Raw genomic sequence first — 26,933 nt, 5'->3', positions numbered from 1 at the left:
AATGAAAAAAATTATCTACGCACTTCTTGTTCTGTTTTCAGTACAAGCGATACAGAGTCAGGTTATTTATGAGCCTTTAAAGTCTATCAAACTAGGAGAAACACGTGAGTTAAAAATCCAATTACCAAGAGGGTATGACGATAGCGACAAAAGTTATCCAATAATTGTAGTTTTTGATGGTGACTACCTGTTTGAACCAGTAGCAGGGAATGTTGATTATTATTCATACTGGGAAGATATGCCAGAAGCTATTGTTGTTGGAATAAACCAAATGGATAAACGATTTGATGATAGTTATTATTCAGAACAAAACTCATTACCAATAGAAACAGGAGCTGCTTTTTTTGAGTTTGTTGGCACAGAGTTAATTCCACATATTGAAAAAAACTACCGAACAGAAAATTTTAGAGTAGCAGTAGGACATGGAGAAACAGCAAATTATATTAATTATTATCTATTAAAAGGTGTTCCATTATTTCAAGCATACGTTTCTATAAGTCCAGATTTAGCTCCAGACATGAATAGTTATCTTACGGAGAAAATGTCTAAACTTGAAAGTAAAGTTTTTTACTATTTAGCAACGTCTAGTGATGATGTAAAAAGTATAAAAGCTGATACTGAAGCTTTAAATACAAGCATTTCGGCTATAGATAACAAAAACCTTCTTTTTAGTTTTGATAATTTTGAAGGACCTTCTCATTATGCATTGCCAGCTCACGCAATTCCTAATGCGTTAGAAGATATATTCTTTGTTTTCAGACCAATAAGTATAAAGGAATATCGCGAAACAATTGTAAAATTAGAATCATCGCCTGTTGATTACCTTACAGAAAAATACCAAATGATAAAAGATTTGTTTGGTATAGAAAAACCAATTCTTGTAAACGATTTTAAAGCCATAGAAGCTGCTATAAATAAATCTGAAAAGTATGAATACCTTGAGGAGTTAGGAAAAATTGCGAGAAAGCAATATCCTGAAACACTTTTAGGAAGTTACTATATTGCACGTTTTTATGAGGAAACAGGCGAGCCAAAAAAAGCAATGAAAACCTATCAATCAGCATATGTTTTAGAGGAAATAGCAGGGTTGACAAAAGATTTAATGCTTGAAAAAGCAGATGAAATTAAAGCAGATTTTGGATATTAATGGCTAAAGTAAAAACCACTTTTTTTTGTCAAAATTGCGGCACTCAATATTCTAAATGGCAAGGACAATGTACATCTTGTAAAGAATGGAATACCATTGCTGAAGAACTCATACAAAAACCTGAAAAAAGCGATTGGAAAACTCCAACATCAGCCGCAAAAAGAACATCAAAACCATTATTAATTAATGAAATAGATGCTTCTCAAGATGCGCGATTAAATACAAATGATGAAGAGTTTAATCGTGTTCTAGGTGGTGGTATTGTTCCTGGATCTCTTACGCTATTAGGAGGAGAACCTGGTATAGGAAAAAGTACACTTTTGCTTCAGATAGCTTTAAAACTACCCTACAAAACGCTGTACGTTTCTGGAGAAGAGAGCCAAAAGCAAATAAAAATGCGTGCGCAACGTATTAATCCTAATAGTAATAACTGCTATATTTTAACAGAAACAAAAACCCAAAATATTTTCAGACAGATTGAGGATTTGCAACCAGATATCGTTGTTGTAGATTCTATCCAAACATTGCATAGCGATTATATCGAGGCGTCTTCCGGTAGTATTTCTCAAATTAAAGAATGTACTACGGAACTTATAAAATTTGCCAAGGAAACAGCAACACCAGTAGTTTTGATTGGTCATATTACCAAAGACGGTAATATTGCAGGACCAAAAATCTTGGAGCACATGGTTGATACGGTTTTACAATTTGAAGGTGATCGTAATCATGTTTTTAGGATTTTAAGGGCAAATAAAAACCGCTTTGGTTCAACTAGTGAATTAGGTATTTATGAAATGCAGGGTTCTGGCTTAAGAGAAGTGTCAAACCCTAGTGAAATATTAATATCAAAAAAAGATGAAGAACTTTCAGGAAATGCCATTGCAGCAACACTAGAAGGTTTACGTCCTTTAATGATAGAGGTTCAGGCTTTGGTAAGCACGGCGGTTTATGGTACACCACAGCGAAGCGCCACAGGTTTTAATGCAAAACGCTTAAATATGCTTTTGGCGGTTTTAGAAAAACGTGCAGGTTTTCGTCTTGGAGCAAAAGATGTCTTTCTAAACATCACAGGTGGTATTACTGTTGATGATCCAGCAATAGATTTAGCGGTAGTAGCTGCTATTTTGTCGTCAAATGAGGATGAAGCTCTTCAAAAAGACTTTTGTTTTGCTGCAGAGGTTGGCTTGTCTGGTGAAATTAGGCCTGTTCAACGTGTTGAGCAACGTATTTTAGAAGCTGAAAAATTAGGGTTTGCAACCATATTTGTATCTAAATACAATAAAATATCACTTAAGAATACAGCTATAAAAATTCAATTGATTTCGAAAATTGAGGATTTGGTAGATTTTATTGTTTAAAATCACGCATTTCAACACGCCTATTTTACTAAAAATCATTAATTTCGCACGTCGAAACGAATTAATGATATAATGAGTAAGAAATTCCCTGAATATAAAGGTCTTGACTTACCAAAAGTTGCTGAAGAAATTGGCAATTATTGGCAAGAAAATAACGTATTTGAAAAAAGTGTAACCACACGTGAAAACGCTAAACCATTTGTGTTTTTTGAAGGGCCTCCTTCGGCAAACGGCTTACCTGGTGTACACCACGTTTTAGCACGTGCTATCAAAGATATTTTTCCGCGTTACAAAACCATGAAAGGTTTCCAAGTAAAGCGTAAAGCTGGTTGGGATACCCACGGATTACCTATTGAGTTAGGTGTGGAAAAAGAATTGGGAATTACAAAAGAAGACATTGGTAAAACCATTTCGGTTGAAGACTACAACGCTGCCTGCCGTAAAGCGGTTATGCGTTACACTGATGTTTGGAACGACCTGACTCAAAAAATGGGTTACTGGGTTGATATGGACGATCCATACATTACCTACGAACCTAAATACATGGAATCGGTTTGGTGGTTACTAAAACAGATATATAACAAAAGTTTGTTGTATAAAGGTTATACCATTCAACCATACTCTCCAAAAGCTGGTACAGGTTTAAGTTCGCATGAGTTGAACCAACCAGGAACCTATCAAGATGTAACAGATACAACGGTTGTTGCGCAGTTTAAAGCTAATGAAGCATCGCTTCCTGACTTTTTACAAAACGAAGGAACTATTCATTTCTTGGCTTGGACTACCACACCTTGGACGCTTCCTAGTAATACAGCCTTAACGGTTGGTCCAAAAATTGACTACGTATTGGTTGAAACCTATAACCAATATACGTTTGAGCCAATTAACGTTGTGTTAGCAAAACCGTTAGTTAATAAACAATTTGACGGAAAGTTTAAACGTGTAGAAACAAAACCAGAATTATTAGAATATACATCTGGAGATAAAAAAATACCATACTGCGTTGTAAAAGAATTTAAAGGAGCCGATTTAGTTGGTATTACGTATGAGCAATTATTGCCTTATGCGTTACCAAACGACAACCCTGAAAATGCCTTCAGAGTTATTGCTGGAGATTTCGTAACGACTGAAGACGGAACAGGAATTGTACATACAGCGCCAACTTTTGGTGCAGATGATGCTTTGGTTGCTAAACAATCAACTCCTGAAGTGCCTCCAATGTTGGTAAAAGATGCCAATGGAAACTTGGTGCCTTTAGTAGACTTACAAGGTAAATTCCGTCCAGAAATGGGTGAGTTTGCTGGTAAATATGTGAAAAACGAATATTACAATGATGGCGAAGCTCCCGAAAAATCAGTTGATGTAGAGTTAGCTATCAAATTAAAAACCGAAAATAAAGCCTTTAAGGTTGAAAAATACAAACACAGCTATCCTAACTGTTGGAGAACTGACAAGCCAATTCTATACTATCCGTTAGATTCTTGGTTTATTAAAGTAACCGATGTTAAAGACAGAATGTTTGAATTGAATGAAACCATCAATTGGAAACCAAAAGCAACAGGAACTGGTCGTTTTGGTAATTGGTTAGCTAATGCCAACGATTGGAACTTATCGCGTTCGCGTTATTGGGGAATTCCGTTGCCAATTTGGAGAACCGAAGATGGTAAAGAAGAAATCTGTATTGGTTCGGTTGAAGAACTAAAAGCTGAAATGGCTAAAGCTGTTGAGGCTGGCGTAATGAAAGCTGATATTTTTGCTGATTTTGAAGTAGGAAACAATTCCGAAGAAAACTATGCAAAGTTAGATTTACATAAAAACATTGTAGATGAAATTGTGCTTGTGTCACCATCAGGACAACCAATGAAGCGTGAAAGCGATTTAATTGATGTTTGGTTTGATTCAGGTTCTATGCCTTATGCACAATGGCATTATCCGTTTGAAAACAAAGAAAAAATAGACAACAATACTTCATTCCCTGCCGATTTTATCGCAGAAGGTGTTGACCAAACACGTGGTTGGTTCTATACGCTACATGCTATTGGAACGATGGTGTTTGATTCAGTAGCTTATAAAAACGTGGTATCTAACGGATTGGTGTTAGACAAAAACGGACAAAAAATGTCTAAACGTTTAGGTAATGCTACAGATCCTTTTGAAACCTTATCAACGTATGGTGCTGATGCTACACGTTGGTACATGATTTCAAATGCAAACCCTTGGGATAACCTAAAATTTGATGTAGATGGTATTGAGGAAGTAAAACGTAAATTCTTCGGAACACTTTACAATACCTACTCATTCTTTAGTTTATATACCAATTTAGATACATTCAATTATAGCGAAGCCGATATTCCGTTAGAAGAACGTCCAGAGTTAGACCGTTGGATTTTATCTGAACTACATACCCTTATCAAGAAGGTAGATGAGTTTTATGCAGCATACGAACCTACTAAAGCAGCAAGAGCTATATCAGACTTTACACAAGAATATTTAAGTAACTGGTATGTGCGTTTAAGTAGAAGACGTTTTTGGAAAGGCGATTACCAAACCGATAAAATTTCGGCTTATCAAACGCTTTATACTTGTATGGTAACGCTTGCTAAATTAGGCGCGCCAATTGCACCATTTTATATGGATAAACTTTACCAAGACTTAACACAAGTAACACAAAAAGAAAACGTTGAGAGTGTACATTTGGCGGAGTTTCCAAAATACGATGAAAGCTTTGTAGATAAAAGCTTAGAACGTAAAATGGAGAATGCGCAAACAATATCGTCGTTGGTATTGTCGTTAAGAGCAAAGGAGAAGATTAAAGTGCGTCAACCATTGCAAAAAATTATGATTCCTGTTGATAGTGAACAACAAAAGGAAGAAATTTTTGCAGTTGCCGATTTAATAAAACATGAGGTTAACATTAAAGAAATTGAATTGTTAAGCGACGCTTCAGACATTTTAGTAAAACAAATAAAGCCTAATTTTAAAGCGTTAGGACCACGTTTTGGTAAAGATATGAAGCTTATTGCTGGAGCTATTTCAAAGTTTACTTCAGAAGATATTAAAAAAATCGAGCAAAAGGGTGTTTTAGATGTTGAAGTTAACGGAAAAAACATTACTTTAGGACTTGACGATGTAGAAATATCATCTCAAGACATCGAAGGTTGGCTTGTAGCTAATGAAGGCGCATTAACAGTAGCGCTAGATGTTACTATTACTGATGATTTACGAAAAGAAGGGATTGCTCGTGAGCTCGTAAACCGTATTCAAAATTTACGTAAAGACTCTGGTTTTGAAGTTACAGATCGTATTGATGTGAAACTTCAAAAGGAAGATAGTATTGTTAAAGCGGTAAGTGATAATATGGATTATATTAAAACTGAAACTTTAGCTGAAGAACTTGAAATTATTGACCAAATAGACAATGGTATAGAAATTGCTTTTGATGATATAAATACCAAATTGTTTATTCAAAAACATTAAGATTATGGCAGTTGAAGCAAACGTAAGATATTCAGATAAAGATTTAGCAGAATTTAAAGCGCTAATTCAAGAAAAAATAGAAAAAGCACAGCACGATTTAGAATTGATAAAAAGTGCATATATGAATGACCTAAATAATGGTACCGATGATACATCGCCAACATTTAAAGCATTTGAAGAAGGTAGTGAAACAATGAGTAAAGAAGCAAACTCACAACTTGCTATTCGTCAAGAAAAATTTATTCGTGACCTAAAAAATGCACTTATTCGTATAGAAAATAAAACATATGGCGTTTGTAGAGTTACTGGAAAATTAATAAATAAAGAACGTTTAAGGCTAGTTCCTCATGCAACCTTAAGTATTGAGGCTAAAAATATGCAATAAACGTTATTACTTTTTTAAAAAACACATATCAAAAACGCTTCAAGAACCTTGAAGCGTTTTGTTTTTTTATGAAACAACAAGGGCTTTTAATTTTTTTTATTTTGGCTTTTTTTCATGTAAACGCACAAAAAGTTTCTAAAAAAGAGTTACAGGCAGGTACTATTTCTACAGTAAAAATTAATGCTAATAATAGCTTTAGAATATATGTAGAAACAGCTGCTGTAAGCACAATTTCAGTTAAAACCTTGATGGAAGGTGAAAATAGTGAGCAATTGGTGTTGTCTAACCAAACAAAAAATGATACGCTTTTTGTTTCAACAGCATATCAACCGTTGTTTAAGGCAAAAGATGATAAGTTGTCAGCGCATAAAGTAATCTCTATTGAATACCACATTATCCTGCCAAAAGGATTAAATCTAAATATAGCAAGTGATATAGGTTCAGTGTATTTAAAAGGTGAATATGAACATGTTTTTACAGAGCTTTTAAGCGGACATTTTTCAGCAACAGAGTTCACAGGTTCTGCTGTGGTTAATACCATACAAGGTGATATTACAGTAGTAAGTAATTATGCTACTGTAAATGCACACACAAAACATGGTAAAGTAAAGCTTGATAAATTAGAATTAGGAGCTAATACATTGTTGTTAAATTCTATTAATGGTGATATTCACATTACTAAAAAACAATAATTATATTACTTTTGTTTGAAATCAAACAGATTACATGTCCTTAAAAAAATCTATTCTTTTTATTGTTCTTATTTTACTTGTGGACCAAGTGAGTAAAATTTATATAAAAACACATTTTGTAATAGGAGAAGATACTACTGTGTTTAGTTGGTTTAGGATATATTTTGTTGAAAATGAAGGTATGGCTTGGGGAACCAAGATTAGTGATTTTGTTTCATTTATATCTGATAGAACAGCAAAAATGTCATTAACTATTTTTAGAATAGTTGCTGTTTTAGGTATTGGTTATTGGCTGTATGATGTAACCAAAAAGCAACAATCGCGAGTGCTGATAATAGCAGTATCTCTCATATTTGCCGGCGCTTTAGGGAATATTATAGATTCCGTTTTTTATGGTGTTTTATTTAATGATAGTCATGGGCAAGTTGCTTCTTTTTTACCATCTGAAGGAGGTTATGATAGCTTGTTTCATGGTAAAGTAGTGGATATGTTATATTTTCCTATTTGGAAAGGATATTTACCTGAATGGATGCCACTAGTTGGTGATAAGTATTTTACTTTTTTTGAACCTGTTTTTAATATTGCTGATGTTGCAATAAGCACAGGTTTTGGTTTGCTTATTGTGTTTAATAAAAAAGCATTTGATAGAAATTAAAAAGAAAAAATTTGTTCTGGAGTCACGCAATAATCTAGAGCAATATCAGTTTCCAAAACATCTTCAATTAAAGGCGCTACATCAAAAAAAGATAATCCAACTTTAATGACATCTGCTTTGCAGGATGCTAAAAACCTATCGTAAAATCCTTTTCCGTAGCCAACACGATGTCCTTGCTTGTCAAAAGCTAAAAGTGGTATAAAAACAACATCAATAACATTGTTTTGAATTGGAATTCCATCAATAGGTTCAGGGATATTTAAAGCATTTTTTTTAATAACAGTATTGTCTGTCAACAAAAAATTATGCATCAACCCTGTTTTGAAATCACTTTTAGAAATAACAATGTTTTTATCTTTTCCAGAGAGAATGTTCAAAATAAAATCAGTGTTTACTTCTTTTTGTTCTTCTATTGTTAAGTAAATATGATAAAAGGATTTGTCCCAAATAGGCAACTGTAATAGCTTGTTAGCAATAGCGATACTTAAATTATCAATGTCTTCAATGCTTAAGTTATTTCGTTTTAACTTATAAGCTTTACGAAGTGCTGCTTTTGTCATTTTAACTTGGTAGTTATATGGAATAAGGCGTCTCCTTGATATACAATAGGCGACTCATTTACATTAATGATATATCCTGAATTACTAGCTTTAACAAAGTGATTAAACTTGCCATAAGGATCTGTTATGTTACCTATAACATCGCCTTTTGTTACTTTAGAATTTATAGCAATAGAAGGTTTAAACATGCCTGAAAAACTAGCACGTTGCCAGCGACTATCCAGTATATAAACAGGCATCTTTTTGGGTTTAGATATTTTGAATCTGGTAGAAAGCATTCCTAAATGATTAAGCACGCGTTTAGCGCCGTTTACAGCGGTATTAGTTACTTGATCATCTATGTGAAATGATTTTCCGCCTTCAAATAAAAGAATAGGAATATCTAGTTTATGGCAGGTGTTTCTGAATGATTTTTTAATGTTTTTAGAGTAAAGAACAAACGGTGACCCAAAAACATCGGCTAGCTTGTCTAGTTTTGGGTTGTTTTTTGCAATACGAATTTGAGGAGCATTAAACCTTCCGGCGCCACCGGTATGAAAATCCATAATAAAATCAACATCAGGGATTACTTCATTTACAAGTTTATAGGCAACACGACTTGCTAAAGAACCGTTTTTAGTACCAGGAAAAACACGGTTTAAATCTCTGCCATCAGGGAATTCTCTGTTTAAGTTAATAAATCCAAAAACATTAATAATGGGAATACAAATAATGGTTCCTGCTTTAGGTTTGTTTATACCTTTAGCAATTATTTGTCTAATTATTTCTACGCCATTTACTTCGTCACCATGAATGCCAGCAGTAAATAAAACTACTGGTCCTGGTTTTTTAGAGCGTTCTATTATTACAGGAACATCTACGCTAGATGAGGTATGAAGATTTGCAACGCCAAAACTTAATTCACAATTTTCACCTGCTTTTATATCGTGTCCTAATACTGTGATTTTGTTTTTTTGTCTAAAAGTCATACTTATTTGTTTCGTTCTATATAGGTTATTATTGCTTTAGCAATATTTTTTCCGGTAGCACCTTCAATACCTTCTAATCCAGGTGTTGAGTTTACTTCTAATAGTAAAGGACCACGATCAGATTGTAACATGTCTACACCACAAACAGGAAGTTTTAAGGCTCTAGATGCTTGCATGGCTAATCTTAATTCGGCTTCGCTTAATTTTACAATTTCTGCGGTTCCGCCTCTGTGTAAGTTAGATCGAAATTCGCCATCTTTACCTTGGCGTTTCATAGCCCCAACAACATGTCCGTCAACAACAAGCGCTCTTAAATCAGCACCTTTTGCTTCTTTAATAAACTCTTGAACTATTACGCGAGCCTCAAGTCCATTAAAGGCTTCTAGTACAGATTCGGCTGCGTTTTTTGTTTCAGCAAGTACAACGCCTAATCCTTGTGTGCCTTCTAAAAGTTTTATAATAACAGGTACGCCACCAACGTGGTTTATAACTTCTTCTACATCTCTTGAATAGTTTGTAAATACAGTTTTTGGCATACCAATACCTGCTTTACTTAAGCGTTGTAAACTGCGAAGTTTATCTCGAGATCTTTGTATGGCATCAGAGGTGCAAATTGTAAATACATTCATCATTTCAAACTGTCTTACAACAGCACAGCCATAAAATGTTACAGAGGCGCCAATCCTAGGTATAATGGCGTCTACATAATCAAGATATCTATCTTTGTAATATATAGTTGGTTTTTCTTTTTCTATAATGATATCACATTTAAGAGGATCTATAACCTCTACTTTGTGTCCTCTTTTTTCGCCTTCTTCTATAAGACGTTGCGTTGAGTATAAATGTGTATTCCTTGATAGAATGACTATATTCATGGTTGTGTTGCGTTAAATGATAAATTTTGGAGATCTACATCTACTAGAAATTTTTTGCTTAAAAATTGTCTGCCAATAAGCACCGGAAATTTCATGTCGTCTCTAGTGCTTAAAGTTAAGTTAATCTTATATGTTTTACCAAAAAATATCACGTCAGATTTTATTTTAAAACGATTCTCTTTAAAACCATTGCTACTTTTTACATCGGTTCTTGAATAATCATCAAAAATAATTTCAATACTATTAAAGTTAGCATGCCCTTCACTATGAAAGGTGCAAAATAGCATGCTGTCTTTTTCAACAATTTGAGAACAATGTATTGCAGATGTGTATGCACCTGTATCTATTTTTACATCTATATTGTATAAATCTAGTGTAGGAAAGTCAATTTTATCAACTCTTCCAATAGTTTTTTTCTTCATATACTGTTTTAAAAAAAAGTGGCGCAATGTAGTGAATTAGCAATTCTAAAAAATTATTTTTTATTAAAATTTAAAAAGATTTAACCCTACAAAATTCAACCTAAAAAATTAAAATAATTACCTTTGGAAGAATGAGTAAAACGGCTTTAGATATTCAATTAAAAACCTTGCCAAACCTTCCAGGTGTCTATCAGTATTATGATGCTGACGGAAAGATTTTGTACGTAGGAAAAGCTAAAAATTTAAAAAAAAGAGTAAGTTCTTATTTTAATAAACAGCACGATTATGGCAAGACAAAAGTGCTTGTAAAAAAAATTGCAGATATAAAGCATATTGTTGTTGATACCGAAACAGATGCTTTGTTGCTTGAGAATAACCTTATAAAAAAATATCAGCCGCGTTACAATGTGATGCTTAAGGATGATAAATCCTATCCTTGGATTTGTGTAAAAAACGAACGTTTTCCTAGAGTATTTTCTACCAGGCGTGTGTTTAAAGATGGTTCTGAATATTTTGGGCCTTACACTAGCATGAAAACCGTATCTACATTATTAGATTTAATAAGAGGTTTGTTTCAGCTGCGCACATGTAATTATGATTTAGCTCAAGAAAAAATAGATGTAGGAAAATACAAAGTTTGTTTAGAATATCATTTAGGAAACTGCAAAGGTCCTTGTGAAGGCTACGAGACAGAGGTTTCTTATCATAACAACATTGCGTCTATAAAAGAAATTTTAAAAGGAAACTTTAAAGATTCCCTTTCTGGTTTTAAACACCAAATGAAAACCTATGCCGAAGATTTACAATTTGAAGAGGCTCAAAAAATAAAAGAAAAGATAGAGGTTTTAGAAAATTACCAGGCAAAATCTACTATAGTAAACCCTAAAATAAGTAATGTAGATGTGTTTACTATTGTGAGTGATGAGAGTTATGGATATATAAACTTTTTGCAAGTTTCATACGGTTCTATAATTAGGTCGCATACTATGGAGATTAAAAAAAAGCTTCAAGAAACAGATGCCGAATTACTTGAGCTTGCAATAACCGAATTAAGACAACGCTTTAATTCAAAATCAAGAGAGATTTATGTGCCTTTTAAAGTTGACCTTGGAAAAAGTGTAAAAGTTACTGTTCCTAAACTTGGTGATAAAAAGCATATTCTAGATTTATCTTTAAGAAATGCCAAGTATTATAGGTTGGAACAGCTTAAGCAAGTAAAAATTGTAGATCCAGATAGGCATGCCAATAGAATCATGGCGCAAATGAAAGCTGATTTAAGACTACATGAAGAGCCTAGGCATATAGAGTGTTTTGATAACTCTAACATTCAAGGAACAAATCCAGTAGCAGCTTGTGTGGTTTTTAAAAATGGGAAGCCAAGTAAAAAGGATTATCGTCATTTTAATATAAAAACCGTTGAAGGTCCAGATGATTTTGCTTCAATGGAAGAGGTTGTTTACAGGCGTTACAAACGTTTGCTAGATGAAGACAAACCATTACCACAACTTATTATTATAGATGGAGGAAAAGGGCAATTGTCATCAGCGTTAAAAAGTTTAGATGTTTTAAACTTAAGAGGAAAAATAGCCATTATCGGAATTGCTAAACGTTTAGAAGAATTATTTTACCCAGATGATCCAATTCCCTTATATTTAGATAAAAAAAGTGAAACTCTAAAAGTGATTCAACAATTACGTAATGAGGCGCATCGTTTTGGAATAGAACATCATAGAAACAGACGAAGCAAATCAGCATTAAACACAGAGTTAGAAACCATTCCAGGAGTTGGAGAAAAAACAATTGTAGAATTGCTTAAAACATTTAAGTCAGCAAAACGTGTTGCAAATGCAAAGCTTGATGAGTTAGAAGATGTTGTGGGTAACTCTAAAGCAAATAAAATATATAATTACTTTCATAAATAATGAAGCATATAATATTAGTCATAAGCATTTTGTTGTGTTTTTCAGTGCAATCACAAAGCAATGAAAAACAAGATGTAAAGGTTGGTTTGGTTTTAAGTGGTGGTGGTGCAAAAGGACTCGCTCATATAGGAACATTAAAAGTTATTGATAGTTTAGGAATTCGAGTAGATTATGTTGCTGGTACAAGTATGGGAGCTATTATAGGATCATTATATGCGGCTGGATATTCAGGAAAAGATATAGATTCAATTTTTAGAGATGTAGACTTTGATAAAATAATAAACGATGACTTGCCTAGGGCATCAAAAACTTTTTATGAGCGTGATAACTCCGAAAAATATGCCGTTACATTACCATTTGATGATTTTAAAATAAAATTACCATCGGCACTTTCTAGAGGGCAAAACACATTAAGTCTTTTATCTAAATTAACACTTCACGTTTGTGATATAGATGACTTTAGTAAACTGCCAATACCATTTTTCTGCATAGCAACAAATGTTGAAACAGGTAAGCCTGTTGTTTTAGATAAAGGAAGTTTGCCGCAAGCCATAACAGCAAGTGGTGCATTTCCGTCGCTTTTTCAACCAGTAATTATTGATGACCAAATTTTAATAGATGGTGGCGTTGTAAACAATTACCCTATTGATGAGCTTAAAGCAAAGGGCATGGATATAATAATAGGTGTAGATGTACAAGATGGTTTAGCTACACGCGACGAGCTTAAATCTGCTCCAGATATCCTTCTCCAAATTAATAATTACCGCACAATTAATGATATGATAGAAAAGTCTAAAAAAACAGATGTTTATATTAAACCTGATATTTCAGACTACACCGTTATATCCTTTGATGCAGGAAGGCAAATAATTGAAAACGGAGAAAAAGCCACCGTAAAAGAAATTGATGCTCTAAAAAAAATAGCCTCAATGCAGGTTGCCAAAAATCAAAAAGAACAGTCTATAAAAGCTATTGATAGTATTAAGATAAACGCAATTGTAGTTAGCGGAAATGAAAAATATACACGAGCTTATGTTTTAGGAAAATTAAAGTTTAAACAAGATGAAAAAATAAAATATACCACCTTGGTAGATGGAGTAAATAATCTTGCGGCAACCAATAACTTTCAAAGCGTAGTTCATCAATTAAAACCATCTATAAACAAAGAAGGTTATGACTTGTTTTTTAGAGTAAAAGAGTCTGACAAAAAAACATTTTTTAAGTTAGGTGTTCATTATGATGATTTGTATAAAAGTGCCGCATTAGTAAATTTTACACGAAAACAACTTTTATTTAAAAATGATGTTACTTCTATAGATTTTATTTTAGGAGATAATTTACGATACAACTTTGATTACTATATCGATAAAGGATTTTACTGGAGTATTGGTTTTCATTCTAGATATAATCAATTTAAAAAAAATATTCAATCATCAGCATTGCTGTCAGATCAAGAGCTTGCAACTTTAGGTGTAAACAAGTTAGAAGTAGAGCTAAACGATTTTACAAACCAGCTTTACTTGCAAACATTATTTAGAAAAGACTTTGCTTTAGTTTTAGGAGCAGAACATAAAAAACTAATCCTAGAGTCAGAAACTATATTAAGACAAGCAACAGCTGAAGAAACAGTCTTTGAAAACAGTGATTATTTAAGTTTATATGGAAAGCTTAAGTTAGACACATACAATAATAAATACTTTCCTGACGAAGGATTGTTTTTTGAAGGAGATTTTCATTTATATCTATATTCCTCTGATTATAACAACAACTTTTCAGAATTTTCAATAGGAAAAGCAACTCTTGGATATGCAAAAAGTATAACGCCAGCCTTAACAGTAAACTTAATAGCAGACGGAGGCTTTACAATAGGAGAGAATGATAACCAATATCTTAATTTTGTTTTAGGTGGATATGGAAATAAGTTTATAAACAATTTCTTGCCTTTTCTAGGGTATGATTTTGTTTCCCTGCAAGGCAATAGTTTTGTAAAAGCATTAATAAATGTAGACTATGAAATCTTTAAAAAAAATCATGTTAATATAGCGGCAAATTTCGCAAATATAGAAGACAATCTTTTTAGTACCGGAAATTGGTTTTCGTCACCAGATTATACAGGCTATGCTCTAGGTTATGGTATTGAAACCTTTTTAGGGCCAATTGAAGCAAAATATACTTGGTCGCCAGAAACAAAACGCGGACTATTCTTTTTTAATTTAGGTTTTTGGTTTTGATTTCGAAATCAATAAAATTTTCCGATATTTGTTGAATTATGAAACATTTTTGGATCGATTTATTATCACACCTTCAATTTCTTATCAAAAGAAATCCAGAATAAACAGCAATTTTCTAATTTCTGCTTAAGCAGAAACCTTATTAATTTGTACCTTTAATACTTTAGTAATTAAGTTTTTAAATAAAAGCAATAACACGTGTTTTTAGTTGAAAACTAAACAATAATTTTAAGCAATGCCATTTTATCATAAACTAGGAAACATCCCTCCAAAAAGGCATACACAGTTTAGAAAGCCTGACGGAAGCCTGTATAGTGAGCAATTATTTGGAACCATTGGTTTTGACGGTATGTCAACAAATAGCTATCATGAGCACAGACCAACACAAGTAAAAGAAATAAAAAAGCAATATAGTGTTGCGCCAAAAATTGCAAAGGCAAATAGTATACAATCATATCGTTTAAAAGGGTTTCAAGTACCACAAGAAAACGATTATTTAGAAAGCAGAAAAACAGTGCTTACTAATAGTGACTGTAGTATAATACTTGCTGCACCAAAGCAATCAACAAGAGACTATTTTTATAAAAATACAGATGCAGATGAGCTTATTTTTATCCATAAAGGAACTGGTAAGCTACGTACAATGCTGGGGAATTTAGATTTTAAATACGGTGATTATTTATTAGTACCACGAGGTATTATTTATAAAATAGATTTTGATACCGAAGATAATAGACTATTTATTGTAGAATCTAAAAGGCCAATTTATACGCCAAAACGTTACCGTAACTGGTTTGGTCAGTTGTTAGAGCATTCACCATTTTGTGAGCGTGATTTACGTAGGCCTGAAGAGCTTGAAACCCACAATGAAAAAGGCGATTTTTTAATCAAAGTAAAAAAACAAGACGATATTTTTGAAATGGTTTATGCAACACATCCTTTTGATGTGGTTGGTTATGATGGGTATAACTATCCGTATGCTTTTTCAATTCATGATTTTGAACCTATTACTGGGCGTATACATCAGCCGCCTCCAGTACATCAAACTTTTGAAACAGATGCGTTTGTTGTATGTAGTTTTGTGCCAAGATTATATGACTATCATCCAGAATCAATACCTGCGCCATATAATCATAGTAATATAGATAGTGATGAGGTTCTTTATTATGTAGATGGAGATTTTATGAGCCGAAATGATATAGATGCAGGACACATTAGTTTGCATCCAGCAGGAATACCACATGGTCCGCATCCAGGTGCTGTAGAGCGTAGTCTCGGAAAAGTAAAAACAGATGAGTTAGCTGTAATGGTTGATACTTTTAAGCCGCTTCAAATAACAGAAGATGCCTTAAAAATAGCAGACGAAGATTATTTTAAATCTTGGTTAGATAAATAAAAAAGTAATATAAATATACGTGAATCAAAATAAGTTACCAGCAGACTCATCAGCATTGATTTTAGGAATTATTGCTATTGTTTTAGTTTTTTTAGGATGTTGTTGTGGAGTCTTTTCTGTAGTGAGTGTGGCATTAAGCATTATAGGTTTGGTGTCTGCAAACAGAAGCTTAAAATTATTTATTGAAACACCTGATGGTTTTTCAGTTCAAAGCTACAATAACGTAAAAAATGCTAAAATTTTAAATATAGTTTCTTTAATAATAAGCAGCCTAATAACTGTTTTATACATTATTTATTTTGTAGTGTATGGTGCGCTTATATCAACAGCATTTATGGAAGCTTATAATAACAATAACACAACGTACCAATACGAGTATGAGTATTCTCAAGAAGCCTATGACTCGCTTTATAATGAAGATTACGACACTTATGAGTATCAAGAAGATGCTGTTATAACATCTGATTCAATATCAGATTCATTAAACGAACACAATAACATTGAAAATTAACAACTATGTCAAAAGAAATAAAATCAGTAAACTACGGATTAGAAAAAATATTTGAAGGAGCCGAAGATTTCCTTCCGCTATTAGGAACAGATTATGTTGAGTTTTATGTAGGAAATGCAAAACAAGCAGCGCATTTTTACAAAACAGCTTTTGGGTTTCAATCTTATGCATACAAAGGATTAGAAACAGGAAGTAGAGACACAGTTTCATATGTGTTAAAACAAGATAAAATTAGATTAGTTCTTACAACACCATTAAACTCTAAACATCCAATAAACGACCATATTGTAAAACATGGCGATGGCGTTAAAGTTGTAGCGCTTTGGGTAGAAGATGCTCGTAGTGCTTATGAGGAGACTACATCTCGTGGCGCAAAATCTTATATGGAACCAACTGTAGAAAAAGATGAATTTGGAGAAGTAGTAAGAGCAGGAATTTATACCTATGGAGAAACAGTGCATATGTTTGTAGAACGTAAAAATTACAACGGCGTCTTTATGCCTGGTTTTACTAAATGGGAATCAGATTATAATCCAGAATCAGTAGGGTTAAAATACATAGACCACATGGTAGGTAACGTTGGCTGGGGCGAAATGAATACATGGGTAAAATGGTATGAAGATGTTATGGGCTTTGTAAACTTTTTATCGTTTGATGATAAGCAAATCCATACAGAATATTCAGCTTTAATGAGTAAAGTAATGAGTAACGGTAACGGACGTATAAAGTTCCCTATAAACGAACCTGCAGAAGGTAAAAAACGTTCTCAAATTGAAGAATATTTAGATTTTTACGAAGGTTCAGGCGTACAGCACATTGCCGTTGCTACAGATGATATCATATCAACAGTTTCTGATTTACGTTCTAGAGGTGTTGAGTTTTTATCACATCCGCCACAAGCATATTATGATGCGGTTCCTGGTCGATTAGATGAATTTAGTCACGAACTTCGTGAAGATATAGAAAAGCTAAAAGGTTTAGGTATTATGATAGATGCTGATGAAGAAGGTTATTTATTACAAATATTTACAAAACCAGTTGAAGATAGACCAACATTGTTTTTTGAAATTATTCAACGTATGGGAGCTCGCGGTTTTGGAGCAGGAAATTTTAAAGCCTTGTTTGAATCTATTGAAAGAGAACAAGAAAAAAGAGGAACTCTTTAGAAATAAGTATAAATTAATATTAAAAAAACGCTTCCAAAGTATAAGGAAGCGTTTTTGTTTTATATTTTTGGAATAGTAATTGTAATCTTATATTTTAATTAATAACATAGTAATTATAAACGTTACATTTACAATAACTTAATTATGAAAAATCTATTATTTATTTGCGTCGTAATTCTAGGAATTAAAACCAGTTTTTCACAAAGTGAAAGTGCTTTTGGAGTAGGAGAATGGTTTAGATTTGAAATGAGTTACAGTGGTTTTTTAAAAGCAGGAGAAGCAACACTTACTGTCAATGAAGGTTTGTATAAAAACGAATCTGTTTATCATGTGGTAGGTAAAGGCTGGACAACAGGCGCAATTAAATGGTTTTTTAAAGTAGATGATCGTTATGAAAGCTATTTTAGTAAATCAACCATTTCTCCGTATAGATTTATTAGAAAAATAGATGAAGGCGGTCATACAAAAGATATCGAAATTCATTTTGATCAAAAAAAACAAAAAGCTCACGTAAATAATAAAAAACACAACAAAAAATCTGTAATAGATACAAAGCCTAACATTCAAGACATGGTATCTACGTTTTATTATTTAAGAAACAATTTAGATATCACAAACCTAAAACTAGGTGATGAAGTATCAGTAGATATGTTTTTTGATGAAGAAAATTATGGATTCAAAATAAAATTTTTAGGAACCGAAATTATAGACACCGAATTTGGAAAAATTAACGCTCTTAAATTTAGACCATATGTTATGGCGGGACGAGTGTTTAAAGAAGAAGAAAGTCTAACATTATGGGTTTCAAATGATAAAAACCGAATTCCCTTACGTATCAAAGCAGATTTAGCAGTAGGCTCCTTAAGAGCAGATTTAGATGCGTTCAAAGGGTTAAAGCATCCCTTCAAAATTATTGCACAAAATTAATGGACAAAGAAAAGAACTTAACAAGTCAACTTAAAGAAAAATTTGATAGCATTGGTCAAGACCTTGATACACATTTAGAAGGTCTCTTACATAGTAAACCCATAAACTATTGGGATTATATCCAAACAGATGCCTTACTTGATTTACAAACTCAACGTACTGTTTTGCCAGACGAAATGGTGTTTATCATGTATCATCAAATCAACGAATTGTTGTTTAAAATGATACTGTGGGAAATAGAGCAAGTAGCAAAAAGTGATGTCATTGAGGCTGCTTTCTTTTCAAATAAATTAATGCGTATAAGCCGTTATTTTGATATGCTAACATCATCTTTCAATATTATGAGAGAAGGCATGGAAGTAGAGCAATATAATAAGTTTAGAACCACTTTAACACCTGCTAGCGGATTTCAAAGTGCGCAATACAGAAAAATTGAGTTTGCTTCTACAGAGCTTATAAACCTTATAGATAATAGATTTAGAAAAACAATAGATAGAAACACCTCTTTTGAGCATGCTTTTGAGCATTTATACTGGCAAGCAGCAGGAAAAGACTACAAAACAGGCAAAAAAAGTTATTTATTAACAGTTTTTGAAGAACGATACAAAGAGGAATTTATTAGATTTGCGAAATTCTACAACACAAATAACCTCTGGACTAAGTTTAAACAACTTCCAGAAAGTGTTAAAGAGGACAAAGATTTAATAAATGCCATGCGACATTATGACCACACGGTTAATATAAAATGGGTTATGGCACATTACAATACCGCAAACCACTATTTAAATATAGGAGGTAAAACAGCAGAAGCAACAGGAGGAAGTGAATGGGTAAAATACATGCATCCAAAATATCAAAGACGAATATTTTTTCCAGACTTATGGAGCGAAAAAGAATTACAACATTGGGGAGAAGATGCCTAATAGTTTTTGCAACAGCATTACTTTTTGTTGGCTGTAAAGAAGAGGAAAAACAACAACGAGAAGAGGTTAAAGAAGTTGCTGTTTTAGAACCTAAAGATATTTATGAATTTGGTTTTAATCTTAATGATTATATAGTAAAACGAGATACCATAAGATCTGGAGATAGCTTTGGAGTTATTATGGAGCGTAACAGGTTAGGTTATCCTAAAATATTTCAAATCGCTGAAAAAGCTAGAGATAGTTTTGATATTCGTAAGCTTCAAATAGGAAAACCGTACACCTTGCTATGCTCTAAAGATACACTTCAGGAACCTAAGTGCTTTATTTATCAGCCTAATAAAGAAGAGTATGTTGTTGTAAATTTTCAAGATTCTATACACGCATACAAAAGTAGAAAACCAATTAAGTATGTAGAAAAAGAAGTGTCAGGAGTCATTACAAGCAATATATCAGAAGCTTTAGATGACAAAGGTATTAGCTTTATTTTAGCATATAAGATGTCAGATATCTATGCTTGGACTATAGATTTTTCAAGACTACAAAAAGGAGATAAATTCAAAGTAATATATACAGATAAGTATATTGATGATAGTATTTATGCTGGAATAGCAGATATAAAAGCAGCATATTTTGAACATAGAAATGAACCTTTTTATGCGTTTGAGTTTGAAACAGACAAAGAAAAAGGATTGATTGACTATTTTAATGAAGAAGCCAAAAATTTACGACGAGCATTTTTAAAAGCTCCTGTTGAGTATAAACGTATTTCTTCAAGATATAACTTACGTCGTCGTATAGCATTATATGGAAACCGTATTAGGCCACATAAAGGTACTGACTTTGCTGCAGATATTGGAACACCAATTAGAGCAACCGCAAATGGAACCGTTACCAAGTCTGCTTACACAAGAGGAAATGGTAATTATGTTAAAATAAAACACAACTCAACCTATTCTACACAGTATTTACACATGAAAAAACAAAATGTGAAAGCTGGTCAATATGTAAAACAAGGCGATGTGATAGGCTGGGTTGGAATGACAGGAAATACATCAGGACCACATGTGTGCTACCGTTTCTGGAAAAATGGAAAGCAAGTAGACCCTTTTAAACAAAAACTACCAGAAGCTGAACCTATTTCAGACAGTCTAAAAGCAAAATATTTAGATTATATTAAGCCTATAAAAGTGCAACTAGATAAAATAGATTCTGATGTAGACCCTCTTATTGAGTCAAATTCAGAAAATTTGATTACACAGGCATATTAATTCATTCATGGCATTACCTAAAATAAACCCAACAACAACCACAGCTTGGAAAAACCTCCAAGATCATTTCTCAACAGTAAAAGATACACATATAAAAACACTATTTGCTCAAGACAAAGAACGAGTAAATAAAATGACAATTACTTGGGAGGATTTTTATCTGGATTTTTCTAAAAATAGAATCACAGATAAAACAATGGGTTTATTGCAAGATTTAGCAAGGCAGGTAGAACTTAAAGAAGCTATTGATGCCTATTTTTCTGGAGCAGAAATAAACGAAACAGAAAAACGTGCCGTGCTTCACACAGCTTTAAGAGCCAAAGAAACAGAAACCGTTTTAGTAAATGGTAAAAATGTTATTCCAGAGGTTTATGCTGTTAAAAACAAAATAAAAACCTTTTCTGATGCAGTCATAAAAGGGGACAAAAAAGGTAGTACTGGAAAGGCGTTTACAGATATCGTTAATATTGGAATTGGAGGTTCAGATTTAGGACCAGCTATGGTGGTAGATTCACTTCAGTATTATAAAAACCACTTAAACACCCATTTTGTTAGTAATGTTGATGGTGATCATGTAAATGAGGTTCTAAAAAAAATAAATCCAGAAACCACACTTTTTGTTATTGTATCAAAAACGTTTACTACGCAAGAGACATTATCAAACGCAACTACAATAAAAAACTGGTTTTTAAAATCTTTAGACGAAGAAGCAGTAGCACAACATTTTGTAGCAGTTTCTACTAATATAGAAAAGGTTCAAGGTTTTGGAATTGATGCCAACAATATTTTTCCAATGTGGGATTGGGTTGGAGGACGTTTTTCTCTTTGGAGCGCAGTAGGATTGACAATAAGTTTATCACTTGGTTTTGATAATTTTGATAAGCTTTTACAAGGCGCTAATGCTATGGATATACATTTTAAAGAAGCGCCGTTTGATAAAAATATTCCGGTAGTTTTAGCATTAATAAGTGTTTGGTATAATAACTTTTTTAATGCAGAAACAGAAGCAATAATTCCTTACTCACAATATTTAAATCAGTTTGCAACCTACCTGCAACAAGGTATTATGGAGAGTAATGGAAAAGGTGTAGATAGAAACGGAAACCCTGTAAACTACCAAACAGGAACCATAATTTGGGGAGAACCAGGGACTAATTCACAACATGCTTTCTTTCAATTAATTCACCAAGGAACAAAACTTATCCCTGCTGATTTTATCGGGTTTGCCAAGTCGCTACATGGAGATAAAGACCATCAAGACAAATTAATTTCCAATTTTATAGCACAAACTGAAGCGCTAATGAATGGAAAAACGTCTGATGAGGTTTTATCAGAATTAAAAGACAAAAACTTGTCTGAAGAAGAAATTTCTAAAGTATTACCATACAAGGTTTTTGAAGGAAACAAACCAACTAACACCCTTTTTATTAGTCAGTTAACCCCTGAAAGTTTAGGAAAGCTTATCGCTATGTATGAGCATAAAATATTTGTGCAAGGTGTTATCTGGAATATTTTTAGTTATGATCAATTTGGTGTTGAGCTTGGAAAGCAATTAGCAGGAAATATCCTAAAAAATATACAAGGTGACACTTTTATGAATCATGATGACTCTACGTTAAACCTTTTAGGTTATTATAAGGAATTAACGTAATCTTTGTTGAAAAACTTGTTAATACCTTTTTCATATAGCAGATTGATGTGTGTGTTTTTGTTGTATTTTAAATAAAATTAAAAATTCTTAACAATTACGTAATGATTATGTATTGTTTAAGTGTAATTTTGCAAAAAATTTAAAACCAATCTTATTAATACAATGAAAAAAATTACAAGATTATTATTTTTAGCGGTAGCTTTTATGTTTACTGCATTTTCAATGGCTCAAAGTACTGTTTCAGGTACAATTATGGATGCCGAAATGAACGCGCCACTTCCTGGTGCTAACATCGTTGAGAAAGGCACTACAAATGGTGTCTCTTCTGATTTTGATGGGAATTTTACAATAACAACACAATCTACTTCTGGTGAAGTAGTAATTTCTTTTGTTGGGTATGGTAAAGTAACAATGTCTTTCAATGGAAACACAAACCTAGGTAAAGTAACATTATCTCCTGACAACACATTAGAAGAAGTTGTTATTATTGGTTCTGGAGTTATTGATTTAGCTGAAGACAGAAAAACACCTGTTGCAGTTTCTACTATTAGAGCTGCCGAGATTCAAGAAAAAGCAGGAAACTGGGATTTACCAGAAGTGTTGAAATCTACACCTTCTGTACAAAACATCAAAGCTGGTGGTTTTGGAGACGGTCAAATGTTTTTACGTGGTTTTGACCAGACTAACACAGCGTTTTTATTGAACGGTCAGCCTATAAACGGTATGGAAGACGGTAAGATGTATTGGTCTAACTGGTCTGGTGTTATGGATGTAGCTAATGCTATTCAAGTACAACGTGGTTTAGGAGCTTCTAAACTTGCAATATCATCAGTAGGTGGTACTGTAAACATTGTTACAAAAACAATTGATAACAAGCCAGGTGGATTTGTTCAACAAATGGTAGGTAATGATAACTATATCAAATCTACAGCTTATTTCTCAACTGGTGTTGGAGAAAAAGGATGGTCTTTTTCAGGATTATTAGGACACTGGCAAGGTGATGGTTATGTTGACTATACAAAGGGACAGGGACAAACGTATTTCTTTTCAGTAGGTTATCAACCAAATGAAAAACATTCGTTAAACTTTTTATTAACAGGAGCGCCACAATGGCATGTTGCTGCAGGAAGTGGTTCTATTGGTTCTTTTTTAGATAGTGAAAGAGGAAGAAGAAATAACAGCTGGTATTCAGAAGGTGTTAATAGCCCTAATAATGTTGCGCCAGGTATTTACCCAGGAGGGAGAAATATTTATCATAAGCCAGTAGCTAACTTAAGCTGGGATTGGACAATTAATGAAAAGTCTGAATTGTCTACGGTTCTTTATGGGTCTATGGGTAGAGGAGCATTTGCTTCATCTAAAATAAGTGATGGTTCTGGTTATGTTAGGGGATCATACAATAACCATAACTGGTATGGTTTAGTAACTAATTACAATAATAAATTGAATGATAATTTGGAATTTAACATTGGGGCAGATATAAGATCTTATAATGGTATTCACTTTAGAGGAATAAATGAGTTTGTAGGTTCACAAACATCTTTAGATAGAAGTAGTTCATATTCTGGATCTTATACAATTACTGAAACTTATGGAGGTATTGACCCTTGGGGAATGTTATTTAACCCTAATACAGAACATAACCAGAGATTAGATAGAGATTATGAAGAGGTTATTACTTATTATGGGGTTTTCGGTCAATTAGAATACTCTAAAGATAAATTTTCAGCATTCTTTCAAGGTGCACTTTCTAATCAAGACCACCAAAGAGAAGAGTTTTTCTTTACTCAAAACCCTGGTCAGTCAGAAAAGTCAGAAAAGGTGTCTAATATTGGATATAACTTAAAAGTTGGTGCTGCTTATGAGTTAAGTGATATGCATAAAGTGTTTGTAAATGCTGGGTATTATTCTCGTCAGCCTTTTCACGATGATTTATTTTTAAACACTAGAAACTCTAATGATTTAATAAATCCCGAAGTTGATAATCAGGAAATAACAGGTTTAGAAGCAGGGTATCAATTTAATGGCGGAAGAGCAATTTCTGCAAACTTAAATGTATATCATACAATTTGGGATAATAGAACATTGTTAAGTAATAATGGGGAAGATCAAGATACACCAGCTTTTGAAGGGTATCAAACACAAGGTGTTAAACAGGTTCATAGCGGTATTGAGTTAGAAGTTATGACTCGTCCTTTTGAAAACTTATCACTTAATGGATTCCTTTCTCTAGGAGATTGGAAACATGAGGGTACTGCTACAAAAAGAACTTTTGATAACAATGGTAATGAAATAGGTACAGCTACTGAAATTAATATCGATGGATTCAATGTTGGAGGTGCTGCTCAAGTAACTGCTGGTATTAATGGTAGTTTTGAGTTTTGTAAAAACACTAGTATAGATGGTGCTTGGAATTGGTATAACGATATGCATTCTACAGGAGATCCTGAACAAGCTAAAATTAGCTTGCCTTCTTATGATACAGTTGATGCTGGTTTCTCTTACAAAATGGAAGTAGGTAAGAAAGGTACAAGTTCAGTTCAGTTCAGATTAAACGTAAACAACGTATTTGACGAAGTGTATTTAGAATCTGTAAATGGAACTTTACAAGCATCTGCTAACCCAGAGGAAAATTATAAAGGTGTTAATAAGAAAAATACTGGTAGATTTGGTTACGGAAGAACTTGGAATACTAGTATTCGTTTCAATTTCTAACATCAGTTTTTTAGATAAATTAAAAAACCTCTTCATTTTTGAAGAGGTTTTTTTATGCATATTATTATTACCTTTGCTATATCAACAAAAATTAAACTTTAATTATGTATAATACTGTAAAAATACTTCACTCTTACTGGGCATATCTTGTGCTTTTAATATTAGTTTTAGCGACTTTAAATGCGTTAATAAAAACAATTGGAAATAAGGAATATGAAGCAAAAGATTTCAGAATATCGCTATTTACATTAATAGTGACCCATATTCACTTGTTGCTAGGTATTATATTATTTTTTGCTGCGGATTATTTTTCGCTTATAAGCGAAATGGGAATGGGAGACGTTATGAAAAATAGTACGTTACGCTCTAATATTGTTGAGCATCCTCTTACTATGATTGTTGCGGTAGCATTAATTACAATAGGCTATTCAAAACACAAAAAGAAGTTGACTTCCAAAAATAAACTTAAAACGATTGCTATATTTTATACCATTGCATTAATTCTTGTATTAGCAAAAATTCCATGGAATGTTTGGTTCAATTAGTAGTAATATAAACTATAAAAAAAGCGTCTAAATACATTTTAGACGCTTTTTTTATGAGTATTCTAATAGATTGTTAGTCTATTTGTTTTATAATGTAAACATAAACAGGGAAGTGATCACTAAAGCCATCAGTGAAACCGCCGTCTGCAAAACTACGTAAAGGATATCCTTTATAACGTCCTTCTTTGTTTACTAAATAATTTTTGTTGTATATACCAGCTTGGTAAAATCTAAATGAAGAATAGTCTTTTTCAATTAAAGGCTTTGTCATCATAATTTGATCAAATAAACTCCAAGCATCTCTATAAGCGTTAGAGCCAAGTCCTTTTCTAAAGAATTTTTCCATAGGGTTGTAAATGCCTTTCAAACCTACATCTTCTCTATCTTTTTTAGCTTTTAAAACCTTTTTCACACTAGCATTTGTTGGGTCGTCATTTAAATCTCCCATTGTAAAAATTTTAGCGTAAGGATCTATAGCTTGTAAAGAGTCTATAATGCTTTTGTTTAGTTTTGCAGCAGCAACACGTTTAGGTCTACTTCTTGCTTCTCCACCACGACGCGAAGGCCAATGGTTTACAATTACATGAATCATCTCACCATCAAGTTTTCCACTTACTAATAATTGATCTCTTGTGTAAACGCGTTCACGAGTATTATCGTCATAAATTTTAAGCTCATGAGAACTAGTGTGTAATGGCGTAAATAACTTTTTTTGATATAGAAAAGCAACATCAATACCACGAGCATCAGGAGAGTCATAATGTACAATGCCGTAATCTTTGTTTATAAGTAAAGGATCGTTTACAAGGTCTTCAAGCACGCTTCTGTTCTCTACTTCAGAGACACCTATAACAGCTGGAGAATTATGTGCCATTTCAGAACCAATGTCAGAAATAACACGAGCCATATTGCTAACCTTCTTTTTGTAAATATCACCAATTTCGGTTTTCATTTCCATTATTGGGCTAGCTTCATCAAACTTATTAGGATCGTTAATTGTGTCAAATAAGTTTTCTAAATTATAAAATGCAACGGTATGTATTTTAAATTTCTTTTTCTCTTGAGAATGAATATTAATACACAGGAGTAAGAAAAAAGTTGCAATCCAAGGTTTTAAAGTTTTCATTTATTTTAGAATG

Annotated in this window: 22 protein-coding genes; 17 read left to right on the top strand and 5 right to left on the bottom strand. The window is 32.9% G+C overall.

The window, feature by feature from the left end:
- Window position 1 precedes the first annotated feature (1 nt).
- The 6 genes from ABD690_RS02310 to ABD690_RS02285 all read left to right on the top strand — a co-directional run bounded on the left by ABD690_RS02310 (window position 2) and on the right by ABD690_RS02285 (window position 7,714).
- Entirely contained in the window at window positions 2–1,147 is a 1,146-nt protein-coding gene (locus tag ABD690_RS02310) for an alpha/beta hydrolase (protein ID WP_344726635.1), read from the top strand.
- The gene (gene radA / locus ABD690_RS02305; RefSeq protein ID WP_344726633.1) at window positions 1,147–2,505 is read left to right on the top strand and encodes a DNA repair protein RadA; all 1,359 of its coding nucleotides are present in this window, start codon (window positions 1,147–1,149) and stop codon (window positions 2,503–2,505) included. The genes ABD690_RS02310 and radA overlap by 1 nt, the downstream gene beginning before the upstream one ends.
- 72 nt (window positions 2,506–2,577) lie before the next feature.
- Window positions 2,578–5,982, top strand: a complete 3,405-nt coding sequence (gene ileS / locus ABD690_RS02300) for an isoleucine--tRNA ligase (protein WP_344726631.1) — start codon at window positions 2,578–2,580, stop codon at window positions 5,980–5,982.
- 4 nt (window positions 5,983–5,986) lie between these two features.
- The gene (locus tag ABD690_RS02295) at window positions 5,987–6,367 is read left to right on the top strand and encodes a TraR/DksA family transcriptional regulator (protein ID WP_344726629.1); all 381 of its coding nucleotides are present in this window, start codon (window positions 5,987–5,989) and stop codon (window positions 6,365–6,367) included.
- Between the two features lie 68 nt (window positions 6,368–6,435).
- On the top strand, window positions 6,436–7,059 hold the full coding sequence (locus ABD690_RS02290; RefSeq protein ID WP_344726627.1) for a DUF4097 family beta strand repeat-containing protein: 624 nt from the start codon (window positions 6,436–6,438) through the stop codon (window positions 7,057–7,059).
- 34 nt (window positions 7,060–7,093) lie between these two features.
- Window positions 7,094–7,714, top strand: a complete 621-nt coding sequence (locus ABD690_RS02285; RefSeq protein WP_344726625.1) for a lipoprotein signal peptidase — start codon at window positions 7,094–7,096, stop codon at window positions 7,712–7,714.
- On the opposite strand, the gene ABD690_RS02280 is transcribed toward ABD690_RS02285, so the two are convergent.
- From ABD690_RS02280 to ABD690_RS02265, 4 genes are read right to left on the bottom strand one after another with little or no spacing between them, the layout of a single operon-like run.
- Entirely contained in the window at window positions 7,711–8,274 is a 564-nt protein-coding gene (locus ABD690_RS02280) for a 5-formyltetrahydrofolate cyclo-ligase (protein ID WP_344726623.1), read from the bottom strand. The two genes, ABD690_RS02285 and ABD690_RS02280, sit on opposite strands and share 4 nt — an antisense overlap.
- Window positions 8,271–9,242 carry a succinylglutamate desuccinylase/aspartoacylase family protein gene (locus ABD690_RS02275; protein WP_344726621.1) on the bottom strand — a complete coding sequence of 324 codons (972 nt, stop codon included), beginning with the start codon at window positions 9,240–9,242 and terminating at the stop codon, window positions 8,271–8,273. Before ABD690_RS02275 ends, ABD690_RS02280 begins: the two co-directional genes overlap by 4 nt.
- 2 nt (window positions 9,243–9,244) lie before the next feature.
- Window positions 9,245–10,117: a 30S ribosomal protein S6--L-glutamate ligase gene (gene rimK, locus ABD690_RS02270; RefSeq protein ID WP_344726619.1), complete on the bottom strand. Its 873-nt coding sequence runs from the start codon at window positions 10,115–10,117 to the stop codon at window positions 9,245–9,247.
- Window positions 10,114–10,539, bottom strand: a complete 426-nt coding sequence (locus ABD690_RS02265; protein ID WP_344726617.1) for an ATP-dependent zinc protease family protein — start codon at window positions 10,537–10,539, stop codon at window positions 10,114–10,116. Before ABD690_RS02265 ends, rimK begins: the two co-directional genes overlap by 4 nt.
- Window positions 10,540–10,670: 131 nt before the next feature.
- Between ABD690_RS02265 and uvrC the strand changes: the two genes are divergently transcribed.
- The 11 genes from uvrC to ABD690_RS02210 all read left to right on the top strand — a co-directional run bounded on the left by uvrC (window position 10,671) and on the right by ABD690_RS02210 (window position 25,794).
- Window positions 10,671–12,461 (top strand): excinuclease ABC subunit UvrC, encoded by a 1,791-nt coding sequence (gene uvrC / locus ABD690_RS02260; RefSeq protein ID WP_344726615.1) that lies wholly within the window; start codon window positions 10,671–10,673, stop codon window positions 12,459–12,461.
- Entirely contained in the window at window positions 12,461–14,692 is a 2,232-nt protein-coding gene (locus tag ABD690_RS02255) for a patatin-like phospholipase family protein (protein ID WP_344726613.1), read from the top strand. The genes uvrC and ABD690_RS02255 overlap by 1 nt, the downstream gene beginning before the upstream one ends.
- Before the next feature lie 235 nt (window positions 14,693–14,927).
- A complete protein-coding gene (locus ABD690_RS02250) occupies window positions 14,928–16,088 on the top strand; it encodes a homogentisate 1,2-dioxygenase (protein ID WP_344726611.1) in 1,161 nt (386 codons plus the stop codon).
- A 19-nt stretch (window positions 16,089–16,107) separates the two neighbouring features.
- Window positions 16,108–16,599 carry a CCC motif membrane protein gene (locus ABD690_RS02245; RefSeq protein WP_344726610.1) on the top strand — a complete coding sequence of 164 codons (492 nt, stop codon included), beginning with the start codon at window positions 16,108–16,110 and terminating at the stop codon, window positions 16,597–16,599.
- 5 nt (window positions 16,600–16,604) lie between these two features.
- The gene (gene hppD / locus ABD690_RS02240) at window positions 16,605–17,765 is read left to right on the top strand and encodes a 4-hydroxyphenylpyruvate dioxygenase (RefSeq protein ID WP_344726608.1); all 1,161 of its coding nucleotides are present in this window, start codon (window positions 16,605–16,607) and stop codon (window positions 17,763–17,765) included.
- A 144-nt stretch (window positions 17,766–17,909) separates the two neighbouring features.
- The gene (locus ABD690_RS02235) at window positions 17,910–18,692 is read left to right on the top strand and encodes a DUF3108 domain-containing protein (protein ID WP_344726606.1); all 783 of its coding nucleotides are present in this window, start codon (window positions 17,910–17,912) and stop codon (window positions 18,690–18,692) included.
- Complete coding sequence (locus ABD690_RS02230) at window positions 18,692–19,615, top strand: tryptophan 2,3-dioxygenase family protein (protein ID WP_344726604.1); 924 nt, start codon at window positions 18,692–18,694, stop codon at window positions 19,613–19,615. The genes ABD690_RS02235 and ABD690_RS02230 overlap by 1 nt, the downstream gene beginning before the upstream one ends.
- Window positions 19,573–20,883, top strand: coding sequence for a peptidoglycan DD-metalloendopeptidase family protein (locus tag ABD690_RS02225; protein WP_344726602.1), 1,311 nt, complete (start codon window positions 19,573–19,575; stop codon window positions 20,881–20,883). Before ABD690_RS02230 ends, ABD690_RS02225 begins: the two co-directional genes overlap by 43 nt.
- A 7-nt stretch (window positions 20,884–20,890) precedes the next feature.
- Window positions 20,891–22,534, top strand: a complete 1,644-nt coding sequence (gene pgi, locus ABD690_RS02220; protein ID WP_344726600.1) for a glucose-6-phosphate isomerase — start codon at window positions 20,891–20,893, stop codon at window positions 22,532–22,534.
- Between the two features lie 162 nt (window positions 22,535–22,696).
- A complete protein-coding gene (locus tag ABD690_RS02215) occupies window positions 22,697–25,249 on the top strand; it encodes a TonB-dependent receptor (RefSeq protein WP_344726598.1) in 2,553 nt (850 codons plus the stop codon).
- A gap of 104 nt (window positions 25,250–25,353) precedes the next feature.
- Window positions 25,354–25,794, top strand: coding sequence for a hypothetical protein (locus ABD690_RS02210; RefSeq protein WP_344726596.1), 441 nt, complete (start codon window positions 25,354–25,356; stop codon window positions 25,792–25,794).
- 73 nt (window positions 25,795–25,867) lie between these two features.
- Here ABD690_RS02210 and ABD690_RS02205 read toward each other — a convergent pair whose 3' ends face one another.
- A complete protein-coding gene (locus ABD690_RS02205; RefSeq protein ID WP_344726594.1) occupies window positions 25,868–26,920 on the bottom strand; it encodes an endonuclease/exonuclease/phosphatase family protein in 1,053 nt (350 codons plus the stop codon).
- Window positions 26,921–26,933 lie beyond the last annotated feature (13 nt).

The organism is Corallibacter vietnamensis, assembly GCF_039537875.1.
Classification (GTDB): domain Bacteria; phylum Bacteroidota; class Bacteroidia; order Flavobacteriales; family Flavobacteriaceae; genus Corallibacter; species Corallibacter vietnamensis.
This window is presented reverse-complemented; position numbering and strand designations above follow the sequence as displayed.